Raw genomic sequence first — 21397 nt, forward strand, 5'->3', positions numbered from 1 at the left:
GACGGAGAGCTGGGTGGTGCAGGTCGGCAGTTTCTCGCAGGCCGGGAATGCCGAGACGCTGCGTGAGCGGCTCGCCGGTGACGGCTTCGAGGCCTTTGTCTCGCGTGTCGCGACCGACGCCGGTACCATGCACCGGGTTCGCGTGGGCCCGGTCGGGGACCGGGCCGAGGCCGACCGCCTGCTGGCGCGCCTGCGCCAGGCCGGCCATGCCGGGGCGCGCGTCGCGCGCGCCGAGGACTGAGGGGAGGCGAATGGTCATAGTCGACTACATCCTGCTCGGCGCTTTCCTGGTCTCGATCGGCGTCGGCTTTTTTCGCGGCTTCTTCAAGGAAGCGATGTCGCTGATCACCTGGGTGGTGGCGCTGTGGGTGGCCTGGCGCTTCTCCGGGATTCTCGATCCGCTGCTGGCCAGCGTGACCTCGCCGGCGCTGAAGCTCTGGGCCGGGCGGGTGATCATGTTCGTGGCGGTGATGCTGGCGGGTGCGCTCGTCTCCAAGCTGCTGGTGATGCTGATCACCAGCACCGGCCTGACCAGCACCGACCGGGTGCTGGGGATGGTCTTCGGCGCCGGCCGGGGCGTGCTCGTGGTCGGCCTGCTGGTGATCCTGTTCCAGACGCTGGAGCTGGATCGCGAGCCGTGGTGGGCCGAGTCGCTGATCGTGCCGCGCACGGCCGAGCTGACGGCGACGCTGCGCGGCTACCTGGACGCGGGGCTGGACGAACTCGGGGAGATCCTGGCGGAGTGATGAACTGATGTGCGGAATCGTGGGAATCGTCGGCGCCGGCGCGGTGAACCAGTTGCTCTATGACGGGCTGACCGTCCTCCAGCACCGGGGCCAGGACGCGGCCGGCATCGTCACGGCCGACGAGCGCATCCACATCCGCAAGAACAACGGCCTGGTCCGGGACGTGTTCCAGCGCCGCCACATGATCAAGCTGAAAGGCCCGCTCGGGATCGGTCACTGCCGGTACCCGACTGCCGGGACTTCGAGCCGCGACGAGGCCCAGCCGTTCTACACCAATTCGCCCTACGGCATCTGCCTGGCCCACAACGGCAACCTCACCAACGCCGACGAGCTGGCCGAGCTCGTCATCCGCGAAGACCACCGCTATCTCAACACCACCTCGGACTCCGAGGTGCTGCTGAACGTCTTCGCCCACGAGCTCGAGCAGGTGGACGGGGAAATCCCCACGCCGGAACACGTGTTCCGCGCCGCCGAGGGCATCTATCGCCGCTGCCGCGGCGGCTACGCCATCGTGGCGCTGATCATGAACACCGGCATCGTCGGGCTGCGGGATCCCTGCGGCATCCGCCCGCTGGTCATCGGCTGCCGCGAAGTGGACGGCCGGCGCGAGCACATGCTGGCCTCGGAGAGCGTCGCCCTCGACATCGCCGGCTTCGAATTGCTGCGCGACGTGATGCCGGGCGAGGCGGTGTTCATCGACATCGAGGGCGGGCTGCACACCCGGCAGTGCGTGCCGGCCGAGCGGCACAGCCCCTGCATCTTCGAGTACGTGTACTTCGCCCGGCCCGACTCGATCATCGACAACATCTCGGTCTACAAGTCCCGCCTGCGCATGGGCGAGGCCCTGGCCGACCGGATCCTCAAGCTGTGGCCGGACCACGACATCGACGTGGTGATCCCGGTGCCCGACACCAGCCGGACCTGCGCGCTGCCGCTGGCGCACCGGCTGGGCGTGAAGTATCGCGAGGGCTTCATCAAGAACCGCTACATCGGCCGGACCTTCATCATGCCGGGGCAGACGCTGCGGGAGAAATCGGTCCGCCGCAAGCTGAACGCCATCGACCTGGAGTTCCGCAACAAGAACGTGCTGATCGTGGACGACTCGATCGTGCGCGGCACCACCTCGCGCCAGATCATCGAGATGGCGCGCGAGGCCGGCGCGCGCAAGGTGTACTTCGCCTCGGCCGCGCCCCCGGTGCGCTATCCCAACGTCTACGGCATCGACATGCCGGCGGCCGCGGAACTGATCGCGCATGGCCGCAGCGAGCAGGAAGTGCAGGAGCACATTGGCGCCGACTGGCTCGTCTACCAGACCCTGGAGGACCTGGTGCGGGCCGTCCAGCACGACAACGCCACCATCCGCGAGTTCGACACCTCCTGCTTCTCGGGCGAGTACGTCACCGGCGACGTCACGCCGGAGTACCTGCGCCGCATCGAGGCGATGCGGGCCGACGACGTAAAGGTCAAGCGCGACGGGCGCCATGCCGGGGCGCCGGTAGCGGTCGAAGTGATCTGACGGGCCGTGCCGCCGCGCGTCCTGATCATCGATGATCACCGCGACTACCGGGCCTGGCTCGGGCAGCATCTCGCCGCGGCGTTTCCCGACGCCCATGTCGTCGGCCACAACCCCCTCGAGGACAACCTGCTGCCGGCCGGCTTCGACGGCAGCGAGTGGGACCTCGTGTTTCTCGATCACCAGCTGGGCGAGGAGGACGGCCTCGACGTACTGGCGCAGCTCAAGGAGCAGCCGGCCTGCCCGCCGGTGATCTTCCTCACGCCGCAGGGCGACAGGGCTGCGATCGAGGCCGCCCTGCGCGCCGGCGCGCACGACTACCTGCCCAAAGGCCCCGCCCCGCACGAGCACATCCGCCGCGTCGCCGGCGAGGCGCTGAACAGCGGGCGCAAGGCGGCGCCGAGCGGGCGGGCCGGGCAGCGCGCCCGGGAGGACCAGGATTTCAAGCTGAAGGGCCACCGGCTGCTCAAGCCGCTGGGCACCGGCTCGACCGCCTCGGTGTACCTGATGGAGCGGCAGAGCTCCGAGCGGCTGGTGGTGGTGAAGGTATTCCGCCAGGTGCCCGACGAGGTGGACCGCTTCGGCCCGCTGCAGCGCTTCCTGCAGGAGTACGAACTGGTCTCGGCCATCCGCCATCCCAACGTCGTGCACATCTACGACCTCGGCATCGCCGACGACCTGGCCTATATCGCCATGGAGTACTTTGCCGGCGGCCAGCTCGGCGAACGGATCGGCCGCGGGCTGCCGCTCGACCAGGCGCTGGAGATCATGGTGCAGATCGCGCAGGCGCTGGCGGCGATCCACAAGGTCGGCGTGCTGCACCGGGACCTGAAGCCCGCCAACATCATGTTCCGCGACGACGGCAGCCTGGCGCTGATCGACTTCGGCGTCGCCAAGCTGCGCGACGCGGCGATCGAGCTCAGCGGGCTGGGCGAGATTTTCGGCACGCCCTACTACATGAGCCCGGAGCAGGGGGAAGGCATGCCAGTCGACGAGCGCTCCGACCTGTACAGTCTCGGGATCGTCTTCTACGAGATGCTCACCGGGCAGAAACCCTACGTGGCCGGCTCGCCGCTGGCGGTGATCCGCAAGCATGCCCACGCGCCCCTGCCGCGGCTGCCCGAAAACCTGGCGGCCTGCCAGCCGGTCCTCGACCGCATGCTGGCGAAGAAGCCTGCCGACCGGTTGCCCTCGGCGGCCGTCCTGCTCGAGGAAGTCGAGGGACTCGGCGGCGAGCTGATGGCCCAGACCCTGCGCGACGTCACGGGGCAGTAGCATGGAGCCGCTGCGTCCCGCCGGTTCCGGCCTGCCCCAGCTGCATCCGCTGCGGGAGGAGTTGTACGCGGAGCCGCATGCCCGCCCGTTCCCATGGGTCCAGGCGCCGGTCCGGGTGAGCCACCTGGCGATCCTCGCCGACCCCGGGGAGGCTGCCGCGCACCGCGCCTGCCTCGAGGCGCTGGCGCAAGTGCACGGCGTGGCGCCGCCGGCCCCGGACACCATGGCGTGGTATGCCGACTTTCCCGGCTTCACCGTGCGCTGGGAGCGGCACACCGAGTTTTGCGCCTACACTTTCCTGCGTCCCGACGGGGTCGACTCGCCCTTCACCGACACGGCGCTGGACGCCTTGCCGCCGGGCTGGCTCGAGACCCTGCCGGGCGAGCTGCTGGTCGCCACCCACGTCGGCGTGCTGGCAGGCGACCCGCCCGACCCCTTCTCCCCGGAGCTGGCGGCGCTGTTCGGCGACGACCTGCTGATCGGCAGCCTGATCGTCGACGATCGCGCGGCCGTCTGGACCACGCTGAAGCTGCACGCGGACGGCTTCAGCCGCTACCTGGTCTACAACGCCGGGCTGAACGATTTCCAGGCCGGGCGCACCGTCCAGCGCCTGCTCGAGATCGAGACCTACCGCGTGTTCGCGCTGCTCGGCTACCCCGAGGCCAAGCGGATCTGGCCGCGGGTGCGGGTGCTGGACATGGAGCTGGCCGAGCTGATCGATCGCCTGGCGCGCGCCGACACCGCGGCCGCCGAGCAGCAGCTGCTGAAAGAACTGTCCGTCATCTCGCAGGCCATCGAGCACATGCGCTCCGACACCAACTACCGCTTCTCGGCCACGCGCGCCTACATGGCCCTGGTCGATCGCCGGCTGGAGGATCTCCGCGAGCGCAAGTACTCGGGCCGGTCCTCGATCACCAAGTTTCTCGAGCGCCGCATGCGCCCGGCGCTCGACACCTGCGTGTCGGTGGACGCCCACCTGCAGGACCTGTCGCTGCGCGTGGCGCGCGCCACCGAGGCGCTGCGGGCGCGCATCGAGACGACCATCGAAGACCAGAACCGGGACATGCTGAACTCCCTCAACCAGCGCGCCTGGCAGCAGCTGCGGCTGCAGCAGACGGTCGAGGGCCTGTCCGTCGCCGCCATCAGCTACTACCTCGTCGGACTGGTCAACTACGGCCTGAAGGGACTCGCCAAGAGCGGCCTGCCGCTGCCGGTCGAGTCCGTGACGGCGCTGCTGGTCGTGCCGACCGCCCTGAGCGTGTGGTGGCTGGTGCGCCGCCGCCGGCGGCGGATCCAGGCGTCGCCGCAGGAGCGCCTGGATGGTTGAAACGGGCGCCCCGCTCATCCCGGCCGCGCTCGCCGATTTCCTCGGCGCGCCGACGCCCGTGGCCTGGGTGGACGCCGCGGCCGACCCGGACGCGCTGCCGCTGATGCTGGTCGATCACGCCAACTGCGAAAAGAAGGCGGCGTCCACGGCGCTGGCGATGCTGTTCCGCTACGAGGAGCACGACCAGCTCACCGAGCGGCTGTCGCGCCTGGCGCGCGAAGAGCTGCGCCATTTCGAGCAGGTCCGGCGCCACATGCGGCTGCGCGGCATCGGGTGGCGCCGCGTCCCCGCGTCGCGCTATGCCTCCGGCCTGGCCGACGTCGTGCGCGGCGCCGAGCCGGGCCGCCTCATCGACCGGCTGATCGTCGGCGCCTTCATCGAGGCGCGCTCCTGCGAGCGCTTTGCCCTGATCACGCCCCGTCTCGACGACGAGCTCGGTCGCTTCTATGCGGGGCTGCTGGCCTCCGAGGCCCGCCATTTCGAGCACTACCTCGAGCTGGCGCGCGGCTTTGCCGACGCCGACCTGGACGCGCGCATCGACCAGATCCGCGCGGTGGAGAACCGGCTCGCGACCGAGCCGGACACGGAGCTGCGGTTTCACAGCGGGCCACCGAAGGCCTGACCGCGCGACCGCGCCGTTCCCTCGAAGACCTGGCCGCGGGGTCGGCCCCTGCAGGGTCCCCTTCGCTTGGAAATCTGATGCCGCTCAGGGGACCCTGCAGGACCCGACCCCGCTGCAACGTTTCCGGGTCCCGACGCCGACGGCGCAGCAGGACTCCGTGCCGCGTGCCGGCACTCGCCGGTCCGGGCCCCCGATGCCGGGCGGGGCTGTCGGGCACGGTCGACGCCTGACCGAGCCGATACCGGGTGAGCCTACCCTGCTGCTGACCGGGCCGCGTGCCTCAGTCCCTGCAACTTCTGATGAGGCAGCGGGGTCGTGACATGCATGGCGCGGCCGCGCGGTGCAGCGCGAGCGTCGCTGTCGAACGCATTCATCCGCGTACCCGGCCCGTAGAAATCAGTTGTTGTCAGGGTCATCAAGCAGCAGGTCCGTGAGCAGCTCGCCCACGCCGTCCTGAACCTCGGCGGGACTCAGCACATTGATCGCGGTCTCCCAGTCCTCGCCGTTGATTGTCACGAACGCGGTGTATTGGTTGTTCGAGGCGATGTAACCGAGGCCGTCGACGGTCGGGATGCTGGCGGTTCCGTCGTCTACCTCGGCCTTCACCGACTCAATCGCCTCCTTGGTCGGCAGCCGGTCGAGGATCTGCTGCGTGCTGATGACGAGATCGCTGGTTTCCTGGATGCGGTACACGTTCTGCGACGCGTTGTTGATGGCCGCGGCGTTCGAGGCGCTCAGCACGGTCTCGGTCCAGCTGCGGTTGTAGACGGTGTACCGCCTGTTGATCGGGGAGCCGAAAGTATGTGCGTAGGATGCGGAAATGCTCACGGTCCGATTGGCATAAGCTGCATCGAGGGCCGCCTTCAGCGCTTGCCGCAGGGCTTCGTCGTCTGCTTCCTCCGCGCGGCGCCTGAGTTCCGTCATCGCCGCTCGCGGCGTGACAATAGCCGCCGCGGCCCGCGCGAAAGCTTCGTCGCCGGCGTTGTCGGCGATGGCGCCCTCATCCGCAACATCATCAAGGCAAACGCTGCCAAGCAGCACGGAGACACAGGTGTTCCGCATGTACGAGAGTGCGCGGCTCCTGGCATCGCTGCGAGCCGCACCCGGAATACCGTTCAGCGTCGCGATTGCCGCATCCATCATCGCCGGCAAGGACTCACGCAGCCCGCGTAGTGACACCTCGAACTCGTAGTCTGCCGTCGCCTGCTCGAGGTCTTCGATCAGCTGCTCGACTTCGGCTATGCGCCGATCCAGTTCAGCCGACACTGTGCTGTTGATGCCAGCGGCCATGCGCTCCGGAAACTCGACGCGGCCGATCGTTTGATTGTTTGCAAACTCGAGTGAAACGGCCAGGCTCTCGCCACTCTCGTTTACGCTGCCCGTCATGACGACCCCGTCGTTCTCGAGGGCCAACAGACCATTGATAGACGCCTCGGGCAACTCGCTGCCCCAGATGCCGTCGAGGAAGATGCCGTATTCGCCGCTGCCGTTCAGGTAGCCGCCGCCAGTCACCGCAGCCGCGGGGCCGATGCGGTACGCGTCAGGAAACAGGGCCTGGTCGGGTGCGATCCGCAAGGCCATGGCGAGCTGCTGGCGGTCAAAGCCGACATCCAGCGTTGCGCTGACCTCGGCAAGATCGAAGGAGAACAGCCCGAAACCGATGACCGACAGCGCGAAGTCGAGGTCGCCGTTCAGTCCGCCGCGATACTCGAAATCGGATTCGAACACGTCCGCGAAGTTGATGTCGGCATAGGTGCTGTTCTTGAAGACGCCGGTGCCGCTGACGTTGAAGAGATCTACATACTTGAAGCCCAGGCCGATCGAGCCGTTTTCCAGTTGATGTCCGGTGAAGCTGTCGAGCTGGACGAAATCCAGCACCGGCACGAATGGAATCAACCCGTTGTCGGACGACCCCGTCCCGCGCGAACCGACCAGTGGCGTGCTGCTGTACTCATACAGGAAAGTGTCGGTCGGATCGGTGATCATCAGGATCTCGCCGGAGGCCGGCGTTTCCAGCGTGATCGTTTCCTGGCTGGTCGGATCGTCGCGATCGGTGATCGTGATGTCGAAGGCCGTGCCGATGTAGAACACGAAGTACTTCGTGTCGTCTATGAGCCGGATCCCGAAGTCCGTGTCCTCGTTGATCTCGCGGCCGGTCAGCGTTTCCACGACGGCACGAACATTGCCGTTCACGGCAACGTTGTCAGAGAGCCGCAAGGGCAGGTCCGTCTCGCCATTCAGCAGGTCCAGCTCGTCGTTCTCGTCGAAGACCAGCGTCAGGGCCGCGTTCTTGAACTCCTGCTCGAACTCGTTGGTCGTTACAACTAGATCGCCGATGGATTCGTAGCCGTCTGTGATCGGAACGACATTGCCCATCGGCATGAAGTTTGCGCGGCCAAGTGTTTCCGGAACGACCGCAATCGAGAAGGGGCTCAATGACGCCGACAGGCTGCCGTCGCTGACGGAGATCAGAACGTCCTCGACAGCACCGATATTGCCGGCCGTCGGGCTGCCGGAGAGTTCGCCGGTGCTGGCGTCGAACACCGCCCAGATCGGCGCATTCTCGATCCGGAATGTCAGCGTGTCGCCGTCCGCATCGGATGCCGTCGGGATAAAACTATAGCGCTCGCCCACACGGATGCTCTCGTTCGGCGAGCCTGAGATCGTGGGTGCCACGTTGGTTGGCGGCGGCGTTACGCCACCGCCGCTGCCACTGCCAGTGCCACTGCCAGTGCCACTGCCAGTGCCACTGCCGGTGCCGCTGCCGGTGCCGCTGCCGGTGCCGCTGCCGGTGCCGCTGCCGGTGCCGCTGCCGGTGCCGGCACTGGAACCGTCGCCGCTTCCGCCGCCCCCGCAAGCGGCGAGGATGGCTGCTATCGCCAGGATCAGGAGAACTCGTATCGTCGCCGTGTGCATGTCCCCGCTCCGTATAGGTGTGCCTACCAGGGAATGCAGGGAAAGCATGCGGATCGGGTCAACGGGTCGTTTTCGCGTTGCGCTCCAGGTGGTTGGCGATCCAGGCCTTGCCGAAGCGCAGCGCCCGCTTCGCCGTCGCCTCGGAGATCTCCAGCACCTTGCCGGCCTCCTTGTAGGTCATCCCCGCGAAATAGTGCAATTCGACGATGTCGGCCGTGCGCTGATCCTCGCGGGCAAGATCGTTCAGGGCTCGGTCCAGGTCGATGACGTCCTCGGCATTCGTCCTGTCCCGCGCAATCTCCTCGTCGAAGGTCACGCGAACAGCACCTCCGCCGCGCTTCTCTGCCGCCTTGGCATTGGCGTGGTTCAGGAGGATACGTCGCATCATGCGGGCCGCGAGCGCATAGAAATGCGCACGACTGTCCCAGTCGACGGACGCGTTGACGAGCTGCAGGTAGGCTTCATGCACTACTGCCGTCGCCTGCAAGGTGTGGCCGCCCCGTTCCTGGCGGAAAGCCTTGCCCGCCAGCTTCCGAAGCTCCTCGTAGACCAGCGGCGCCAGAGCCGCGAACGCCGCATCGTCGCCTTCGTTCCAGCGCCTCAGGAGTTGCGTAATCTGCCGATTGTCTACTGTCACGCGTGTATTATGCCGTTGTCGGCGCGGCTGATAAGCATTATCGGCGATAGCTTATGGCGAAAAACCGGTTCGAGAAGCTCGAGGCATTGTTCGAGGAGGCCATGTCCCTCGATCAGGAGGCTCGCGAGGCGTTTGTAGCGTCGCTGGCGCAGCAGGACCCCGAGCTCGGCAAAGCGCTTGCGGGTCTGGTACGCCATGGCGAGGACGAGACGGGCTATTCCGATGCGGTGGGCTCGCTTGCCGAATCTGCGCTCAGCGCGTCGGGCAGAGGCCTCGGCCCCGGCAGCCGGGTGGGCAATTTCGAGATCGTCCGCCGGATCGGTACCGGTGGCATGGGCGACGTCTATCTCGGCACGCAGTCGGAGCCGCTGCAGCGCCAGGTCGCGGTCAAGCTGATTCGCTTTGGCGTCGCGCTGGAGCCGATGCTTGCTCGGTTCGAGGCTGAGCGCAAGGTGCTTGCGCGCATGAACCACGCGAACATCGCGCAGATCTACGACGCCGGCCAACTTGAAAATGGCCAGCCCTACTTCGTGATGGAGTACATCCGTGGCGTTCCACTCGACGAGTTCTGCGCCTCGAGACGGCTGGGACTCGACCAGCGTCTCGACCTGTTCCAGAGAATCTGCGACGGCGTTCAGCACGCGCATCAACGCGGTGTCATCCACCGCGACCTCAAACCGTCCAACGTGCTCATTGATGATGACGGCAATCCGAAAATCATCGACTTCGGCATCGCCAAGCTCCTCGAGGAAAGCGGCCAGGATCTGAAGCTCACGCAGATCGAAGAGGCGATCGGCACGCCTCAGTACATGAGCCCGGAACAGGCTGCCTTCCGCAACGAGGAGATCGACACGCGAAGCGATGTCTACGCGCTGGGTATCCTGCTGTTCGAGCTTCTGACCGGCAGGCCACCGTTCGACATCGAAGGCAGGACGCCGCTCGAAGTCCGCGCACTGATTGCCCAGACAGAGGCGCCGAAACCGAGTTCGATCTCCAGCGCGACGGCACCGTTCGCGGCGCGCGTGCTTGCCGGGGACCTCGACTGGATCGTGGGCAAGTCGCTGGCGCGAGAGAAGGACCGACGCTACGGTTCCCCCGCAGAGCTGGCGGCGGATGTCCAGCGCTACCGCAACGGGGAACCGGTGCTGGCCGGTCCCGACGGCGCCATGTACCGGCTGCGCAAATTCGTCCGGCGGCATATCGCGGCCGTCGCCGTATCCGCTGTCGCGCTGGTGGCGATCGTCGGCGGACTTGCCGGCACAAGTGTCGGCCTGTTGCGCGCGCTGGCAGCCGAACGCGAGGCGGCCGAGTCACTGGAGATCGCGAAGCAGACGGTCGGCTTCATCGAAGATATTTTCAGCGCGGCGGACTCAACCAAGGTCCGCGGCGCCCAGATCACGGCCAAGGAGGTCGTGGATCAGGGCGTGGTCCAGCTGCGCACCAACCGGGACCTGCCGTGGCCACCACGCGCGAGCATGCTGCAAACGATGGCGCGGGTATACGTCGGCCTCGGGCTCTATACCGATGCCGTGCCGCTGCTCGAGGAATCCACGACCCTCTACACGACTCACATCGAGCGCCTGGCTGATCGCCCGGCACCCTTCTTCGAGGCGCAACTGGATTACATCGCAATTCTGCACACGCTCGGCGAAGCCGAAAGGGCGGAAGCGCTGCTCGACCAGTTGATCGAAAGCCAGGCGGAGGCCTTCGGTCCGGAGGACAAGCGTCTGGTCGACTCGCAACTCCTGAAGATGAGTTTCTTCACCGGCGTGGGCGACGCCGCCGAGGCGCGCGTCCATTTCGCGAAGACCATGGCGCTGCTGGAGGCCACGGGCGCGTCCGACGTCGATCGCGGGCGGCTGCTGACATCAATGGCGGGGGTTTACGTGGAGGACGGCAGTTTCGACGAGGCGATCGCGGCCGGACGAAAAGCCGTCGAGCTGCAGGCCGGCGCGCACGGGCTTGATCACTGGCGAACACTGGTCGCGCGCTCCAACCTCGCCTGGTACCTGACGCGCAGCCGCCGCTTCAGGGAAGCGGAGGAGCAGTACGACACGATTATCGAAGCGCAGCAGAGGATCTACGGCGAAGATCACTTCTCGCTTGGCGTCACCCTTTTCAACCTCGGGTCATTGCAGCAGAACCTCGGCGACTACCAGGACGCGCTGTCCAATTATTTGCGCGCGGGCGAGATCTGGGCCGACCAGTTGGGACCGGACCACAGCTACGTCACCGCCACGACAAGCAACGTTGCACAGATCTATTACGAGCTCGGCCGCAACGAAGAGAGCGAGGCCATGTATCTCGAGCTGATCGAGCGCGAACGACGGACCCTCGATGCGGACGACCCGAGACGCGCTTATGCGCTCAACAATCTTGGCATGGTCTATCACGCGATCGGCCAGCTCGACCAGGCCGAGGCATTCCTGAGGGAAGCCCAGGATCTGCGTATTCGAACACTGGGGGAGAGGCACGACTTCGTGCTCGATGGCTACATCAACATCGGCCGACTTTACCGCGACAACGGCCAGTTCGAACAGGCGCAGGGTAGTTTCCGACAAGCGATCGACATCGGTACGGAACGTTTCAACGGGAATTCGCCGATCGTGGGCCGTGGCCGGCTGGAGATGGGCGCGCTGCTGATCCAGCAGGACGAGGCGGAAAGAGCTCTTGGCTATCTCGAAGACGCGCTGCCGGCCTTCGCGGCCAGTTTTCCGGATGACTACTGGGAGACCGCGCGACTCAAGAGCACTTACGGCGAGGCGTTGATGCTGACAGGCGACTTGGCCCGCGCCGAGGTGCAGATGCTGGACGGGCTGGAAACGCTGCTTGCGAGCGAGGATCGCAGGAGCCGACACACGAGGCACGCTATCGAGCGACTGATCCGCCTGCATGAGCGGACGGGCGACGACGTGCGCAAGGCCGAGATGGAGCAGTTGTACGAGGAGATCATGGCGGAAGGCCAGTGAAGCCGAAGCAAGCCCGCCGATGAAATGAGCGACGCGGCCCCGGTCGGAGAAGCCAGGACGCTGGGTGTCAGCGCGGCAGGGTCCGGAGCACGAATCCGTCGTCGTCCCAGCTGAGCGCGCTGCCCTGCGTGTACCAGTCGCCGAGCACGATGCGCACGGCCTCGCGGCCGTCGAGCTCGAAGCGGTGCACCGCCGGGCGATGGGTGTGGCCGTGCAACAGGGTGTAGACCCCGTGCCGGCGCATGGCCGCCTCGACCGCGCCCTGGTTGACGTCCATGATCTCCATCGACTTGCCGGCCATGGACGCGGCGCTGGTCTCGCGCAGGTGTTTCGCCAGCGCCAGGCGCTCCGCCAGGGGCTTGGCGAGCATGGCCTGCTGCCAGGCCGGGTTGCGGACCATGGCGCGGAAGGCCTGGTACTCGTGGTCGTCGGTGCAGAGCGTGTCGCCGTGCATCAGGATCACCGGGGCGCCATGGAGCTCGACCACGGTCGGGTCCGCGAGCAGGGTGCAGCCGGACTCGGCGGCGAAGCGCTCGCCGACCAGGAAGTCCCGGTTGCCGTGCATGAAGTACAGCGGCAGCCCGGCGTCGCGCAGCGCGCGCAGGGCGGCGATGACGCGGCGCTTCTCGGGTTCGGGGTCGTCGTCGCCGACCCAGGCCTCGAACAGGTCGCCGAGGATGTAGAGCGCCTCGGCCTGGCGCGCCTCGTCCTCGAGGAACTCCAGCGCCTGGGAGGTGATGTCCGGGCGCGCCGGCTCGAGGTGCAGGTCGGAGATGAAGAGGGTGGCCACGTCGCGCCGCTTCAGCCTTCGTCCAGCACGCGCGCAGCCTGGATCACGACCGGGGCCTGCGGCACGTCGGTGGGGAAGGGGCCGCCGCGGCCGGTGGGCACGGCGCCGATCTTGTCGAGCACGTCGAGGCCTTCGACCAGGCGGCCGAACACGGCGTAGCCCCAGCGGCCCGGCGCCCCGTCGAGTCCGGGGTTGTCCACGAGGTTGATGAAGAACTGGGCCGAGGCGGAGTGCGGGTCGCTGGTGCGCGCCATGGCGATGGTGCCGCGCTCGTTGGAGAGGCCGTTGCGCGACTCGTTTTCGATCGGCGAGCGGGTCGGGCGTTCGCCGTATTCGGTGTCATAGCCGCCGCCCTGGATCATGAAGCCCGGGATCACGCGGTGGAAAACCAGGCCGTCGTAGTGGCCGTCCCGGACGTACTGCAGGAAGTTGCCGGTGGTGACGGGGGCGTTGGCCGGGTCGAGCTCCAGCACCATGGTGCCGTGGGTGGTGACCAGCTCGACGCGGGGCGCCTTGCTGCCGGCATCGTCGGCGCCGGCGGGAGCGGCGGCGAGGGCCAGGGCCAGGGCGGAGAGAATCGGTCGCATCAATAACTCCTTTTGGGGACTGTCCCCAGGACAGGTCCTGGGGACAGTCCCCAGGGCGCGCATTCTACCAGCCTGCCGCTGTTAGAATTCCCGGCTTATGTCGATCGTCACCCGCTTTGCCCCGAGCCCGACCGGCCGCCTGCACGCCGGCAACCTGCGCACGGCGCTGTTCAACTGGTGCCTGGCCCGGGGCGCGGGCGGCCGCTTCCTGTTGCGCGCCGAGGACACGGACGCCAGCCGCGAGGCCGCCGGCGACCTGGAGCAGCAGCTGGCGGACCTGGCCTGGTTCGGTCTCGACTGGGACGCCGGCCCGGATCGCGAGGGCCCCGGCGGGCCATTCCGGCAGTCGGCGCGCGGCGAGATCTATCGCGAATACCTGGGGCAGCTGGCCGAGTCGGGCCACGCCTACACCTGCTACCGGACCGAGGAGGAACTGCGCCAGCGTCGCGCGGAGCTGCGGCGCCGGGGCCTGCCGCCGCGCTACGACCGGGAATGGGCCGCGTTGCCACAGGCGGAAGTGGCGCGTCGCCGCCAGGCCGGCCAGCTGCCTGCGATCCGCTTCACGGCGCCGACTGCCGGGGAAGTCGCCTGGGACGACCTGGTGCGCGGGCCGCGAGCCTTGCCGGCGAGCGAGATCAGCGACTTCATCCTGGCCCGCAGCGGCGGCATGCCGGGCTTTCTCTTCGCCAATGCGCTGGACGACGCGCTGATGGGCGTGACCCATGTGCTGCGGGGCGAAGACCACCTGGTCAACACGGCGCGCCAGCTGGCGATCCTGCAGGCGCTCGGGCTGCCGGCGCCGCGGTACGGCCACATGCCGCTGCTGGCCGACCCCGGGGGCGTCAAGCTCTCCAAGCGCACCGGGGCCACCAGCGCCGGCGAATTCCGGGCCGCGGGCTTGCTGCCGCTGGCGCTGGCCAACACGCTGGCGCGGCTCGGCCACCCCTGGGAGGACAGCGGCCTGCTGTCGATGGCGGAACTCGCCGCCGGCTTCGATCCCGCCAGGCTCACCAGCTCGGCGCAGCGCTTCGACCCGGCCCAGCTCGGCCACTGGCAGCGGCTGGCGCTGGACGCCCTGGACGAGGCCGCGCTGGCGCGCTGGGCCGGGCCGGAGGCCGTCGCGCATGTCCCCGCGGCGCAGCGCGCGCGCTTCCTGGCTGCCGTGCGCCACAACGTCGTCTCGCCGGTTGAAGTGGCCGAGTGGGCGCGCATCCTGTTCGGGCCGGCCGAGCTCAAGCCGCCGCCCGAGACCGGCGGCCCGCCCGGGCTGTTCGCCGCCGCGCGCGCCGCGTTCGACGCCGGCGCGACCGACCACAAGGCCCTGGCCGGCGCGGTGAAGGAAGCCACCGGCCTCGCGGGCAAGAACATCTTCAAGCCGCTGCGCCTCGCCTTGACCGGGCGGCCCGAGGGGCCGGAGCTCGGCGCGCTGTTCGCCGTCATGCCCCGGGAAACCATGCGCGCCCGTCTCGCCCAGCACGCTCAGCCTTGACCAGGACCCGCCATGCTCCAGCTCCATAACTCCCTCACCGGCGCCAAGGAAACTTTCCAGCCCATCGAGCCGGGCAAGGTGCGGATGTACGCCTGCGGCATGACGGTCTACGACTACTGCCACATCGGCCACGCGCGCGCCCACGTGGTGTTCGACGTGGTGGCTCGCTACCTGCGCTGGTCCGGCTACGATGTGACCTTCGTGCGCAACATCACGGACATCGACGACAAGATCATCAAGCGGGCGGCCGAAAGCGGCGAAACGCTGCAGGTGCTGACCCAGCGCTTCATCGACGCCATGCACGAGGACTTCACGGCGCTGGGCATCACCTCGGCCGACCTCGAGCCGCGCGCCACCGAGTACACGGACAACCACAAGATCCAGGCGATGATCCAGGCGCTGATCGATCGCGGCCACGCCTACCAGGCCGACAATGGCGACGTCTACTACCGGGTCGCCAGCTTCCCGGCGTACGGCAAGCTCTCGGGCAAGCGCCTGGCCGACCTGCGCGCCGGCGCGCGCGTCGAGGTCGACGAGGCCAAGGGCGACCCGCTGGATTTCGTGCTGTGGAAGGCGGCCAAGCCCGGCGAGCCGGCCTGGGATTCACCCTGGGGCCCGGGGCGGCCCGGCTGGCACATCGAGTGCTCGGTGATGTCCGTGGAGCTGCTCGGCGAGCACTTCGACATCCACGGCGGCGGACTGGACCTCAAGTTCCCGCACCACGAGAACGAGATCGCCCAGAGTTGCGGCGCCACGGGCCAGCGCTTCGTCAACTACTGGATGCACAACGGCTTCGTGCGCGTGGACGAGGAGAAGATGTCCAAGTCGCTGGGCAACTTCTTCACCATCCGCGAGGTGCTGCAGCGTTATCCGGCCGAGGCGATCCGCTACTTCGTGCTGTCGAGCCATTACCGCAGCCCGCTCAACTACACCGAGCAGAATCTCGACCAGGCGGTCGCGGCGCTGCGGCGCCTCTACACCGCGTTGCGCGGCGTGGACCCGGCCGGGGCGCCGGAGGAGGCCTGGATCGAGCGTTTCCGGGCGGTGATGGACGACGACTTCAATACTGCCGAGGCGCTGGCCCTCTACCAGCAGCTGGCCGGCGAGCTCAACCGGGCGAAGTCCGCCGGCGGGGCCGCCGAGGCGGGCCGCCTGGCCGCGACGCTGCGGAACATCGGCGGCGTGCTCGGCCTGCTGCAGGCCGATCCCGATGCCTGGCTGAAGAGCGGCGGGCGCGGCTTCACGGCCGACGGGCTGCCGCTCGACCAGTCCGCGACGGCGACGCCGGCCGGCGTCGAGGCCGGGGCGTCCGCGGGCGAGGCGGCGGCTGACGCCTCGATCCCGCTGTGCGAGCACGAGATCGAGGCGCGCATCGAGGACCGCGCGCAGGCGCGCAAGCGCAAGGACTTCGCCGCGGCCGACCGGATCCGCGACGAGCTGGCGGCGGCGGGAATCGTGCTGGAGGACGGGCCCGGCGGCACCACCTGGCGGCGAGAGTAAGACGCGTCTGCTACGGTTGAACCATGCGTCATCCAGATGCACCTGAATAGAGGTGACTTATGTCAAAACCCGAATTGAACCGGGCGGCCGCGCTCGTTGCCGTCGGCGCGCTGGCGCTGGCCGGTTGCGGCGGCAGCTCGGAAGACGCCGGCGGACGGCTGGTCGTCAACCTGACCGACTCGCCCGTGGACAGCGCAGCGGAGGTGGTCGTGGTGTTCACCGGGCTGGAGCTCAAGCCGGCTGACGGCGAGGCCATCAGCTTCGATTTCGACGAGGAGCAGTCTATCGACCTGCTGACCCTGCAGGGCGGCGGTTCGGTGACCCTGCTGGACGAGCAGGAGATCGAGGCCGGCCGCTACGAGTGGATCCGCCTCAAGGTGCGGGCCGAGCGCAACCTCCAGGACGGCTCCTACATCGCCTTCGACGACAGCGGCGAGAGGTTCCCGCTCTGGGTGCCCAGCGGCTCCCAGCGGGGCCTGCAGCTGGTCCGCTCCTTCGCCGTGGCCGCGGGCGGGGTGACCAGCCTGACGATCGATTTCGACGTCCGCAAATCGATCGTGGCGCCGCCGGGCCTGGCGCCCAACTACATCCTGAAGCCGACGCTGCGGCTGGTGGACAACCTGCTGGTGGGCGCGGTCGCCGGCGACGTGGACGTGGCCTACCTGGCGCAGGTGCAGGAGGTCCCGGACGGGGAGGCGTGCGCCCCCGGCGTCTACCTGTTCGCGGGTTACGACACCGTGCCGGACGACCAGGACACCGAGGACGTCCCCGGCAATGGCGCGGACCCGGTCGTGTACCTGCCGCTGGAAGCGAACGAGTTCGGCATCGCGTCGTACCTGATGCCGTTCATCGAAGCCGGCGAATACCAGGTGGCGTTCACCTGCGATTTCGACGTGGACGCCTCCGCCGAGCTGAGTGAGCACGACCCGCGCGAGGACGCCGACCCGGCCGATCGGACCATGGCCTGGGAAACGGTGGCAGTCGAGGTCGCGGCGGAGGAAACCGCCGAGGTGAATTTCTTGCCGTCGGGGACGACCTGAGGGTCGCCGGCAGGGCCTCGCCTTACTGGTCGCGGCGCTCCGCGGCTTCCAGGGTGTTCTGCAGCAGCAGCGCCACGGTCATCGGGCCCACGCCGCCGGGCACGGGCGTGATCCAGGCGGCGCGCTCGGCCGCCGCCGCGAACTCCACGTCGCCGCAGAGCTTGCCGTCGGGCAGGCGGTTCATGCCGACGTCGATCACCACCGCGCCGGGCTTGACCCACTCGCCCTTGACCAGCGCCGGCTTGCCCACCGCGACCACGACGATGTCGGCGTCGGCCAGCTCCCTGGCCAGGTCCTGGGTGAAGCGGTGGCAGACCGTGGTGGTGGCGCCGGCGAGCAGCAGTTCGAGCGCCATCGGGCGGCCGACGATGTTCGAGGCGCCGACCACGACCGCGCGCCGCGTGCGCACCGGGATGTCGTAATAACTGAGCAGCGCCATCACGCCGGCCGGCGTGCAGGGCCGGAGCAGCGGGATGCGCTGGGCGAGGCGCCCGATGTTGTAGGGGTGGAAGCCGTCGACGTCCTTGGCCGGATCGATGGCCTCGATCACGCGGCGGGCATCGAGCTGGCCGGGCAGGGGCAGCTGGACCAGGATGCCGTCGATGACCGGGTCGGCGTTGAGCTCGGCGATCAGGGTGTCCAGCGCGCCCTGGCTGGTGTCTGCCGGCAGGTCGTACGCCAGCGAGCGGATCCCGGCCTCTTCGCAGGCCTTGCGCTTGTTGCGGACGTAGATGGCGGAGGCGGGATCGTCGCCGACCATGACCACGGCCAGCGCGGGCCGGCGGCGCCCCGCGGCGACGCGGTTGTCGATGCGGGCCCTCAGGTCGCGCTGGATTTCGGCGGCCACCTGCCGCCCGTCGATGGTCTGTGCCGTCACGGTGTGCGTTCCCGGCCGGGAATAAGCGCAGATTCTCTCACGCAAGCATCGGAGCGGACAAGGAAAAATGGGCCCGGTCGCGTTGACGCACCCGTGGGCCGGGCGTATTATTCGCAGCCCTTCAGGTGGGGATGCCGGGGCATAGCGCAGTCTGGTAGCGCGTCTGCTTTGGGAGCAGAAGGTCGGGGGTTCGAATCCCTCTGCCCCGACCAGTTCGATTGCGAGGGAGTCAGGTCAGACAAGTCACGATGCGCCCGTAGCTCAACCGGATAGAGCATCGGCCTTTGAGTGAGGAGCCTGGGGCGGGAAACGGAACCGCTCCAGTGGACCGCACCGTAACGGGGAAACCTTAACAGGTCACGCTGATGGCAATCCCGTGGAAACCTGCCGAAATCCTCCGGATGGACGCGGGGCTCCGTAGAGACTAGACGTGCGGCGCCTGAGATGGCGAAGGGATAGTCCAGACCACAAACCCGCCAGCCGGCGGGGCCGCGAAAGCGGTAGCGGGTAAGCTAAGCCGACGGTTGCAGGTTCGAGTCCTGCCGGGCGCGCCAATTCCGGAATTTCGGGTTAGAATGCCCGGCCACCGATGGTGGGCGTAGCTCAGTTGGTAGAGCCCCGGGTTGTGATCCCGGTCGTCGTGGGTTCGAGTCCCATCGTCCACCCCAACTTCCAGGGCCCTGGCGCCGGGCTTTACAAAGCCTGGCGGCGCGGCCAGAATTTCGGGCCTTCCCGGGCCGCTAGCTCAATTGGCAGAGCAACGGACTCTTAATCCGCAGGTTGTAGGTTCGATTCCTACGCGGCCCACCAATCCCGGGGACACCGCCTTGCGGCGGTGTCCCTTTTTTGGTCTGGGGACTGTCCCCGGGACTGTCCCCAATACCTTCTCCATCTCGGATATAATTCCCGGCTTGTCTGGCGCCGGCCGGATCCGGCCGCACCGGCGCATGCGCGAAAGTGGCGGAACTGGTAGACGCGCCGGGTTTAGGTCCCGGTGGGGTTGATCCCCCGTGAGAGTTCGAGTCTCTCCTTTCGCACCAGCTTGCAGCACGATCGAATCGAAGAGGAATGACATGGTGACGGTTTCCGTGGAATCCACGCAGGGTCTCGAGCGCCGCATGACGGTCGAGGTACCGGCCGAGCGCATCGAGGGCGAGGTGGACAAGCGCCTGCAGGAGATGGGTCGACGGGCGAAGATCCGCGGTTTCCGGCCGGGCAAGGCGCCGCTCAAGGTCGTGCGCCAGCAGTACGGCGCCCAGGTGCGCGAGGACGTGGTCACCGAGGTGATCCGCGACAGCTGGGTCGAGGCCATCACGGAGCAGAAGCTTCGCCCGGTCGGCACCCCTCGGATCGAGAACCACAGCGCGCCGAAGGGCGAGCCGATGAGCTTCACCGCCGTGTTCGAGGTCTTCCCGGAGATCGAGCTGCAGGGCCATGAGGGCATCGAGGTCGAGAAGCCCGTGGCCGAGATCGGCGCGCAGGAAGTCGCCGACATGATCGAGAAGCTGCGGACGCAGCGCTCGCACTGGCACGGCGTGGAGCGCGCCGCCGCCGACGGCGACCGCGTCACCATCGACTTCAAGGGCACCATCGATGGCGAGGAGTTCCGCGGCGGCGCGGGCAACGAGGTCCAGGTAACGCTGGGCGAGGGCCGCATGCTGCCCGACTTCGAGGGCGGCCTGCAGGGCATCGCGCCGGGCGAGGAGCGGACTATTTCGGTGCGGTTCCCGGACGACTACGGCAGCGAGGAAGTGGCCGGCAAGCAGGCCGAGTTCCAGGTCGCCTGCCGCAAGGTCGAGGAAAACCACCTGCCGGAGGTCGACGATTTGTTCGCCGAATCGTTCGGCGTCGAGGAGGGCGGCATCGAGAAATTCCGCCAGGAAGTCGAGCAGAACATGCATGCGGAGCTGGCGCGCGTGGTGCGCGACCAGCTCAAGCGCCAGGTCCTCGACAAGCTGGTCGCGGCGCACGAGTTCGAGGTCCCTGCGGCGTTGATCGAGCAGGAGATCGAGGCCCTGCGGCGCGACATGGCGCGGCGAATGAATCCCAACGCCGAGCCGGACCAGGCCGAGCTGCCGCCGCGCGAGCCTTTCGCGGCGCCGGCCCGCTTCCGCGTGGCCCTGGGCCTGCTGATCGGCGAGATCGTGCGGACCAACGAGATCCGCGTCGATGCCGACCAGGTGGAACAGCGGCTGCGCGAGATCGGCGAGAATTTCGGCGACCCGGAGGCCGTGGCCCGCATCTATCGCGCCAACCGCGACCTGATGAGCCAGATCGAGACAGCGGTGCTCGAGGAGCAGGTGGTGGACTGGCTGCTGGCACGGGCCAAGGTGACGGACAAGCCGGTCGCCTTCAACGAACTGATGAACCAGGAGGGCGGCGCATGACGACCAAGGCGATGAACCTGGTGCCCATGGTGGTCGAGCAGACCGCCCGGGGCGAGCGCGCGTACGACATTTACTCGCGCCTGCTGAAGGAGCGCGTGATCTTCGTCGTGGGGACCATCGAGGACCACATGGCGAACCTGATCGTCGCCCAGCTCCTGTTCCTCGAGTCGGAGAACCCCGACAAGGACATCCACCTGTACATCAACTCGCCGGGCGGCGTGGTGACCGCGGGCATGTCGATCTACGACACCATGCAGTTCATCAAGCCCGACGTCTCGACTATCTGCGTCGGCCAGGCCGCCAGCATGGGCGCGGTCCTGCTCGCCGGCGGGGCGAACGGCAAGCGCTTCTGCCTGCCGCACTCGCGGATGATGATCCACCAGCCGCTGGGCGGCTTCCAGGGCCAGGCCTCGGACATCGACATCCATGCCCGGGAAGTGCTGAAGATTCGCGACCGGCTGAACGAGATCCTCGCCCACCACACCGGCCAGTCCAAGGAAAAGGTGGCCCAGGACACCGACCGCGACTTCTTCATCGGCGGCGACGAGGCCGTCAAGTACGGCTTGGTGGACCGGGTCCTGACCCGGCGCGGCGAGGCGTTGCCGCTGCAGGGCGAGGCCGGCAGCTGAGGCGGCGCTTTTTGCAGCGGGCGGCGGGGCCGTGCTATATAGTCGCTGCCGGTAACGCTCTGAGCGGCCGCACAAAAGCTCTTATCTCGAGGT

General features: G+C 67.9%; 17 protein-coding genes and 4 tRNA genes. 16 read left to right on the plus strand and 5 right to left on the minus strand.

Features of this window, described 5'->3' with window-relative positions:
- The 6 genes from G6N75_RS02930 to miaE all read left to right on the plus strand — a co-directional run.
- Positions 1 to 241, plus strand: a 241-nt coding sequence (locus tag G6N75_RS02930) for an SPOR domain-containing protein (RefSeq protein WP_165346577.1), incomplete at its 5' end; no start/stop codon positions are given.
- A 10-nt stretch (positions 242 to 251) separates the two neighbouring features.
- Positions 252 to 746: a CvpA family protein gene (locus G6N75_RS02935; RefSeq protein ID WP_165346578.1), complete on the plus strand. Its 495-nt coding sequence runs from the start codon at positions 252 to 254 to the stop codon at positions 744 to 746.
- Between the two features lie 7 nt (positions 747 to 753).
- The gene (gene purF, locus G6N75_RS02940) at positions 754 to 2262 is read left to right on the plus strand and encodes an amidophosphoribosyltransferase (protein ID WP_165346579.1); all 1509 of its coding nucleotides are present in this window, start codon (positions 754 to 756) and stop codon (positions 2260 to 2262) included.
- A gap of 6 nt (positions 2263 to 2268) precedes the next feature.
- Positions 2269 to 3534: a protein kinase gene (locus G6N75_RS02945; protein WP_165346580.1), complete on the plus strand. Its 1266-nt coding sequence runs from the start codon at positions 2269 to 2271 to the stop codon at positions 3532 to 3534.
- Position 3535: 1 nt separating this feature from the next.
- Positions 3536 to 4861 (plus strand): DUF3422 domain-containing protein, encoded by a 1326-nt coding sequence (locus G6N75_RS02950; RefSeq protein WP_165346581.1) that lies wholly within the window; start codon positions 3536 to 3538, stop codon positions 4859 to 4861.
- Positions 4854 to 5483, plus strand: a complete 630-nt coding sequence (gene miaE / locus G6N75_RS02955) for a tRNA isopentenyl-2-thiomethyl-A-37 hydroxylase MiaE (protein ID WP_165346582.1) — start codon at positions 4854 to 4856, stop codon at positions 5481 to 5483. The genes G6N75_RS02950 and miaE overlap by 8 nt, the downstream gene beginning before the upstream one ends.
- A 396-nt stretch (positions 5484 to 5879) precedes the next feature.
- Here the strand turns inward: miaE and G6N75_RS02960 are convergent, their stop codons facing one another.
- Positions 5880 to 8399 carry a hypothetical protein gene (locus G6N75_RS02960; RefSeq protein ID WP_165346583.1) on the minus strand — a complete coding sequence of 840 codons (2520 nt, stop codon included), beginning with the start codon at positions 8397 to 8399 and terminating at the stop codon, positions 5880 to 5882.
- A 58-nt stretch (positions 8400 to 8457) separates the two neighbouring features.
- Entirely contained in the window at positions 8458 to 9036 is a 579-nt protein-coding gene (locus G6N75_RS02965; RefSeq protein ID WP_165346584.1) for an ECF-type sigma factor, read from the minus strand.
- 53 nt (positions 9037 to 9089) lie between these two features.
- On the opposite strand from G6N75_RS02965, the gene G6N75_RS02970 reads away from it, so the two are divergent.
- The gene (locus G6N75_RS02970) at positions 9090 to 12005 is read left to right on the plus strand and encodes a serine/threonine-protein kinase (protein ID WP_165346585.1); all 2916 of its coding nucleotides are present in this window, start codon (positions 9090 to 9092) and stop codon (positions 12003 to 12005) included.
- 67 nt (positions 12006 to 12072) lie between these two features.
- Here the strand turns inward: G6N75_RS02970 and G6N75_RS02975 are convergent, their stop codons facing one another.
- Both G6N75_RS02975 and G6N75_RS02980 read right to left on the minus strand, forming a co-directional pair.
- Positions 12073 to 12795, minus strand: a complete 723-nt coding sequence (locus G6N75_RS02975) for a UDP-2,3-diacylglucosamine diphosphatase (protein ID WP_165346586.1) — start codon at positions 12793 to 12795, stop codon at positions 12073 to 12075.
- Positions 12796 to 12806: 11 nt separating this feature from the next.
- Positions 12807 to 13382, minus strand: a complete 576-nt coding sequence (locus G6N75_RS02980) for a peptidylprolyl isomerase (protein ID WP_165346587.1) — start codon at positions 13380 to 13382, stop codon at positions 12807 to 12809.
- A gap of 97 nt (positions 13383 to 13479) precedes the next feature.
- Between G6N75_RS02980 and gltX the strand changes: the two genes are divergently transcribed.
- The 3 genes from gltX to G6N75_RS02995 are packed head-to-tail and all read left to right on the plus strand — an operon-like array spanning position 13480 to position 17411.
- Positions 13480 to 14871 (plus strand): glutamate--tRNA ligase, encoded by a 1392-nt coding sequence (gene gltX / locus G6N75_RS02985; protein ID WP_165346588.1) that lies wholly within the window; start codon positions 13480 to 13482, stop codon positions 14869 to 14871.
- Positions 14872 to 14883: 12 nt separating this feature from the next.
- Positions 14884 to 16371, plus strand: a complete 1488-nt coding sequence (gene cysS, locus G6N75_RS02990; protein WP_165346589.1) for a cysteine--tRNA ligase — start codon at positions 14884 to 14886, stop codon at positions 16369 to 16371.
- 59 nt (positions 16372 to 16430) lie between these two features.
- Complete coding sequence (locus G6N75_RS02995; protein WP_165346590.1) at positions 16431 to 17411, plus strand: DUF4382 domain-containing protein; 981 nt, start codon at positions 16431 to 16433, stop codon at positions 17409 to 17411.
- Between the two features lie 22 nt (positions 17412 to 17433).
- On the opposite strand, the gene folD is transcribed toward G6N75_RS02995, so the two are convergent.
- Positions 17434 to 18288: a bifunctional methylenetetrahydrofolate dehydrogenase/methenyltetrahydrofolate cyclohydrolase FolD gene (folD, locus tag G6N75_RS03000; RefSeq protein WP_165346591.1), complete on the minus strand. Its 855-nt coding sequence runs from the start codon at positions 18286 to 18288 to the stop codon at positions 17434 to 17436.
- Between the two features lie 135 nt (positions 18289 to 18423).
- On the opposite strand from folD, the gene G6N75_RS03005 reads away from it, so the two are divergent.
- The 6 genes from G6N75_RS03005 to clpP all read left to right on the plus strand — a co-directional run bounded on the left by G6N75_RS03005 (position 18424) and on the right by clpP (position 21304).
- Positions 18424 to 18500: transfer RNA gene (locus tag G6N75_RS03005), tRNA-Pro, on the plus strand.
- Positions 18501 to 18880: 380 nt separating this feature from the next.
- A tRNA-His gene (locus G6N75_RS03010) sits at positions 18881 to 18956 on the plus strand.
- Between the two features lie 66 nt (positions 18957 to 19022).
- Positions 19023 to 19098 (plus strand) — tRNA-Lys (locus G6N75_RS03015).
- A gap of 141 nt (positions 19099 to 19239) precedes the next feature.
- Positions 19240 to 19328, plus strand: a tRNA-Leu gene (locus tag G6N75_RS03020).
- Positions 19329 to 19361: 33 nt separating this feature from the next.
- The gene (tig, locus tag G6N75_RS03025) at positions 19362 to 20675 is read left to right on the plus strand and encodes a trigger factor (protein WP_165346592.1); all 1314 of its coding nucleotides are present in this window, start codon (positions 19362 to 19364) and stop codon (positions 20673 to 20675) included.
- Positions 20672 to 21304, plus strand: coding sequence for an ATP-dependent Clp endopeptidase proteolytic subunit ClpP (clpP, locus tag G6N75_RS03030; protein ID WP_165346593.1), 633 nt, complete (start codon positions 20672 to 20674; stop codon positions 21302 to 21304). Before tig ends, clpP begins: the two co-directional genes overlap by 4 nt.
- Positions 21305 to 21397 lie beyond the last annotated feature (93 nt).

Origin of the sequence: Thioalkalivibrio sp. XN8 (genome assembly GCF_011058255.1) — a bacterium.
Taxonomy (GTDB): Bacteria; Pseudomonadota; Gammaproteobacteria; order Steroidobacterales; family XN24; genus XN24.

Coding starts and splice junctions, on each gene's coding strand:
- G6N75_RS02935 (WP_165346578.1), top strand. CDS start 252: ATGGTCATAGTCGACTACATCCTGCTCGGCGCTTTCCTGGTCTCGATC.
- purF (WP_165346579.1), top strand. CDS start 754: ATGTGCGGAATCGTGGGAATCGTCGGCGCCGGCGCGGTGAACCAGTTG.
- G6N75_RS02950 (WP_165346581.1), top strand. CDS start 3,536: ATGGAGCCGCTGCGTCCCGCCGGTTCCGGCCTGCCCCAGCTGCATCCG.
- miaE (WP_165346582.1), top strand. CDS start 4,854: ATGGTTGAAACGGGCGCCCCGCTCATCCCGGCCGCGCTCGCCGATTTC.
- G6N75_RS02960 (WP_165346583.1), bottom strand. CDS start 8,399: ATGCACACGGCGACGATACGAGTTCTCCTGATCCTGGCGATAGCAGCC.
- G6N75_RS02970 (WP_165346585.1), top strand. CDS start 9,090: ATGGCGAAAAACCGGTTCGAGAAGCTCGAGGCATTGTTCGAGGAGGCC.
- G6N75_RS02980 (WP_165346587.1), bottom strand. CDS start 13,382: ATGCGACCGATTCTCTCCGCCCTGGCCCTGGCCCTCGCCGCCGCTCCC.
- gltX (WP_165346588.1), top strand. CDS start 13,480: ATGTCGATCGTCACCCGCTTTGCCCCGAGCCCGACCGGCCGCCTGCAC.
- cysS (WP_165346589.1), top strand. CDS start 14,884: ATGCTCCAGCTCCATAACTCCCTCACCGGCGCCAAGGAAACTTTCCAG.
- G6N75_RS02995 (WP_165346590.1), top strand. CDS start 16,431: ATGTCAAAACCCGAATTGAACCGGGCGGCCGCGCTCGTTGCCGTCGGC.
- tig (WP_165346592.1), top strand. CDS start 19,362: ATGGTGACGGTTTCCGTGGAATCCACGCAGGGTCTCGAGCGCCGCATG.
- clpP (WP_165346593.1), top strand. CDS start 20,672: ATGACGACCAAGGCGATGAACCTGGTGCCCATGGTGGTCGAGCAGACC.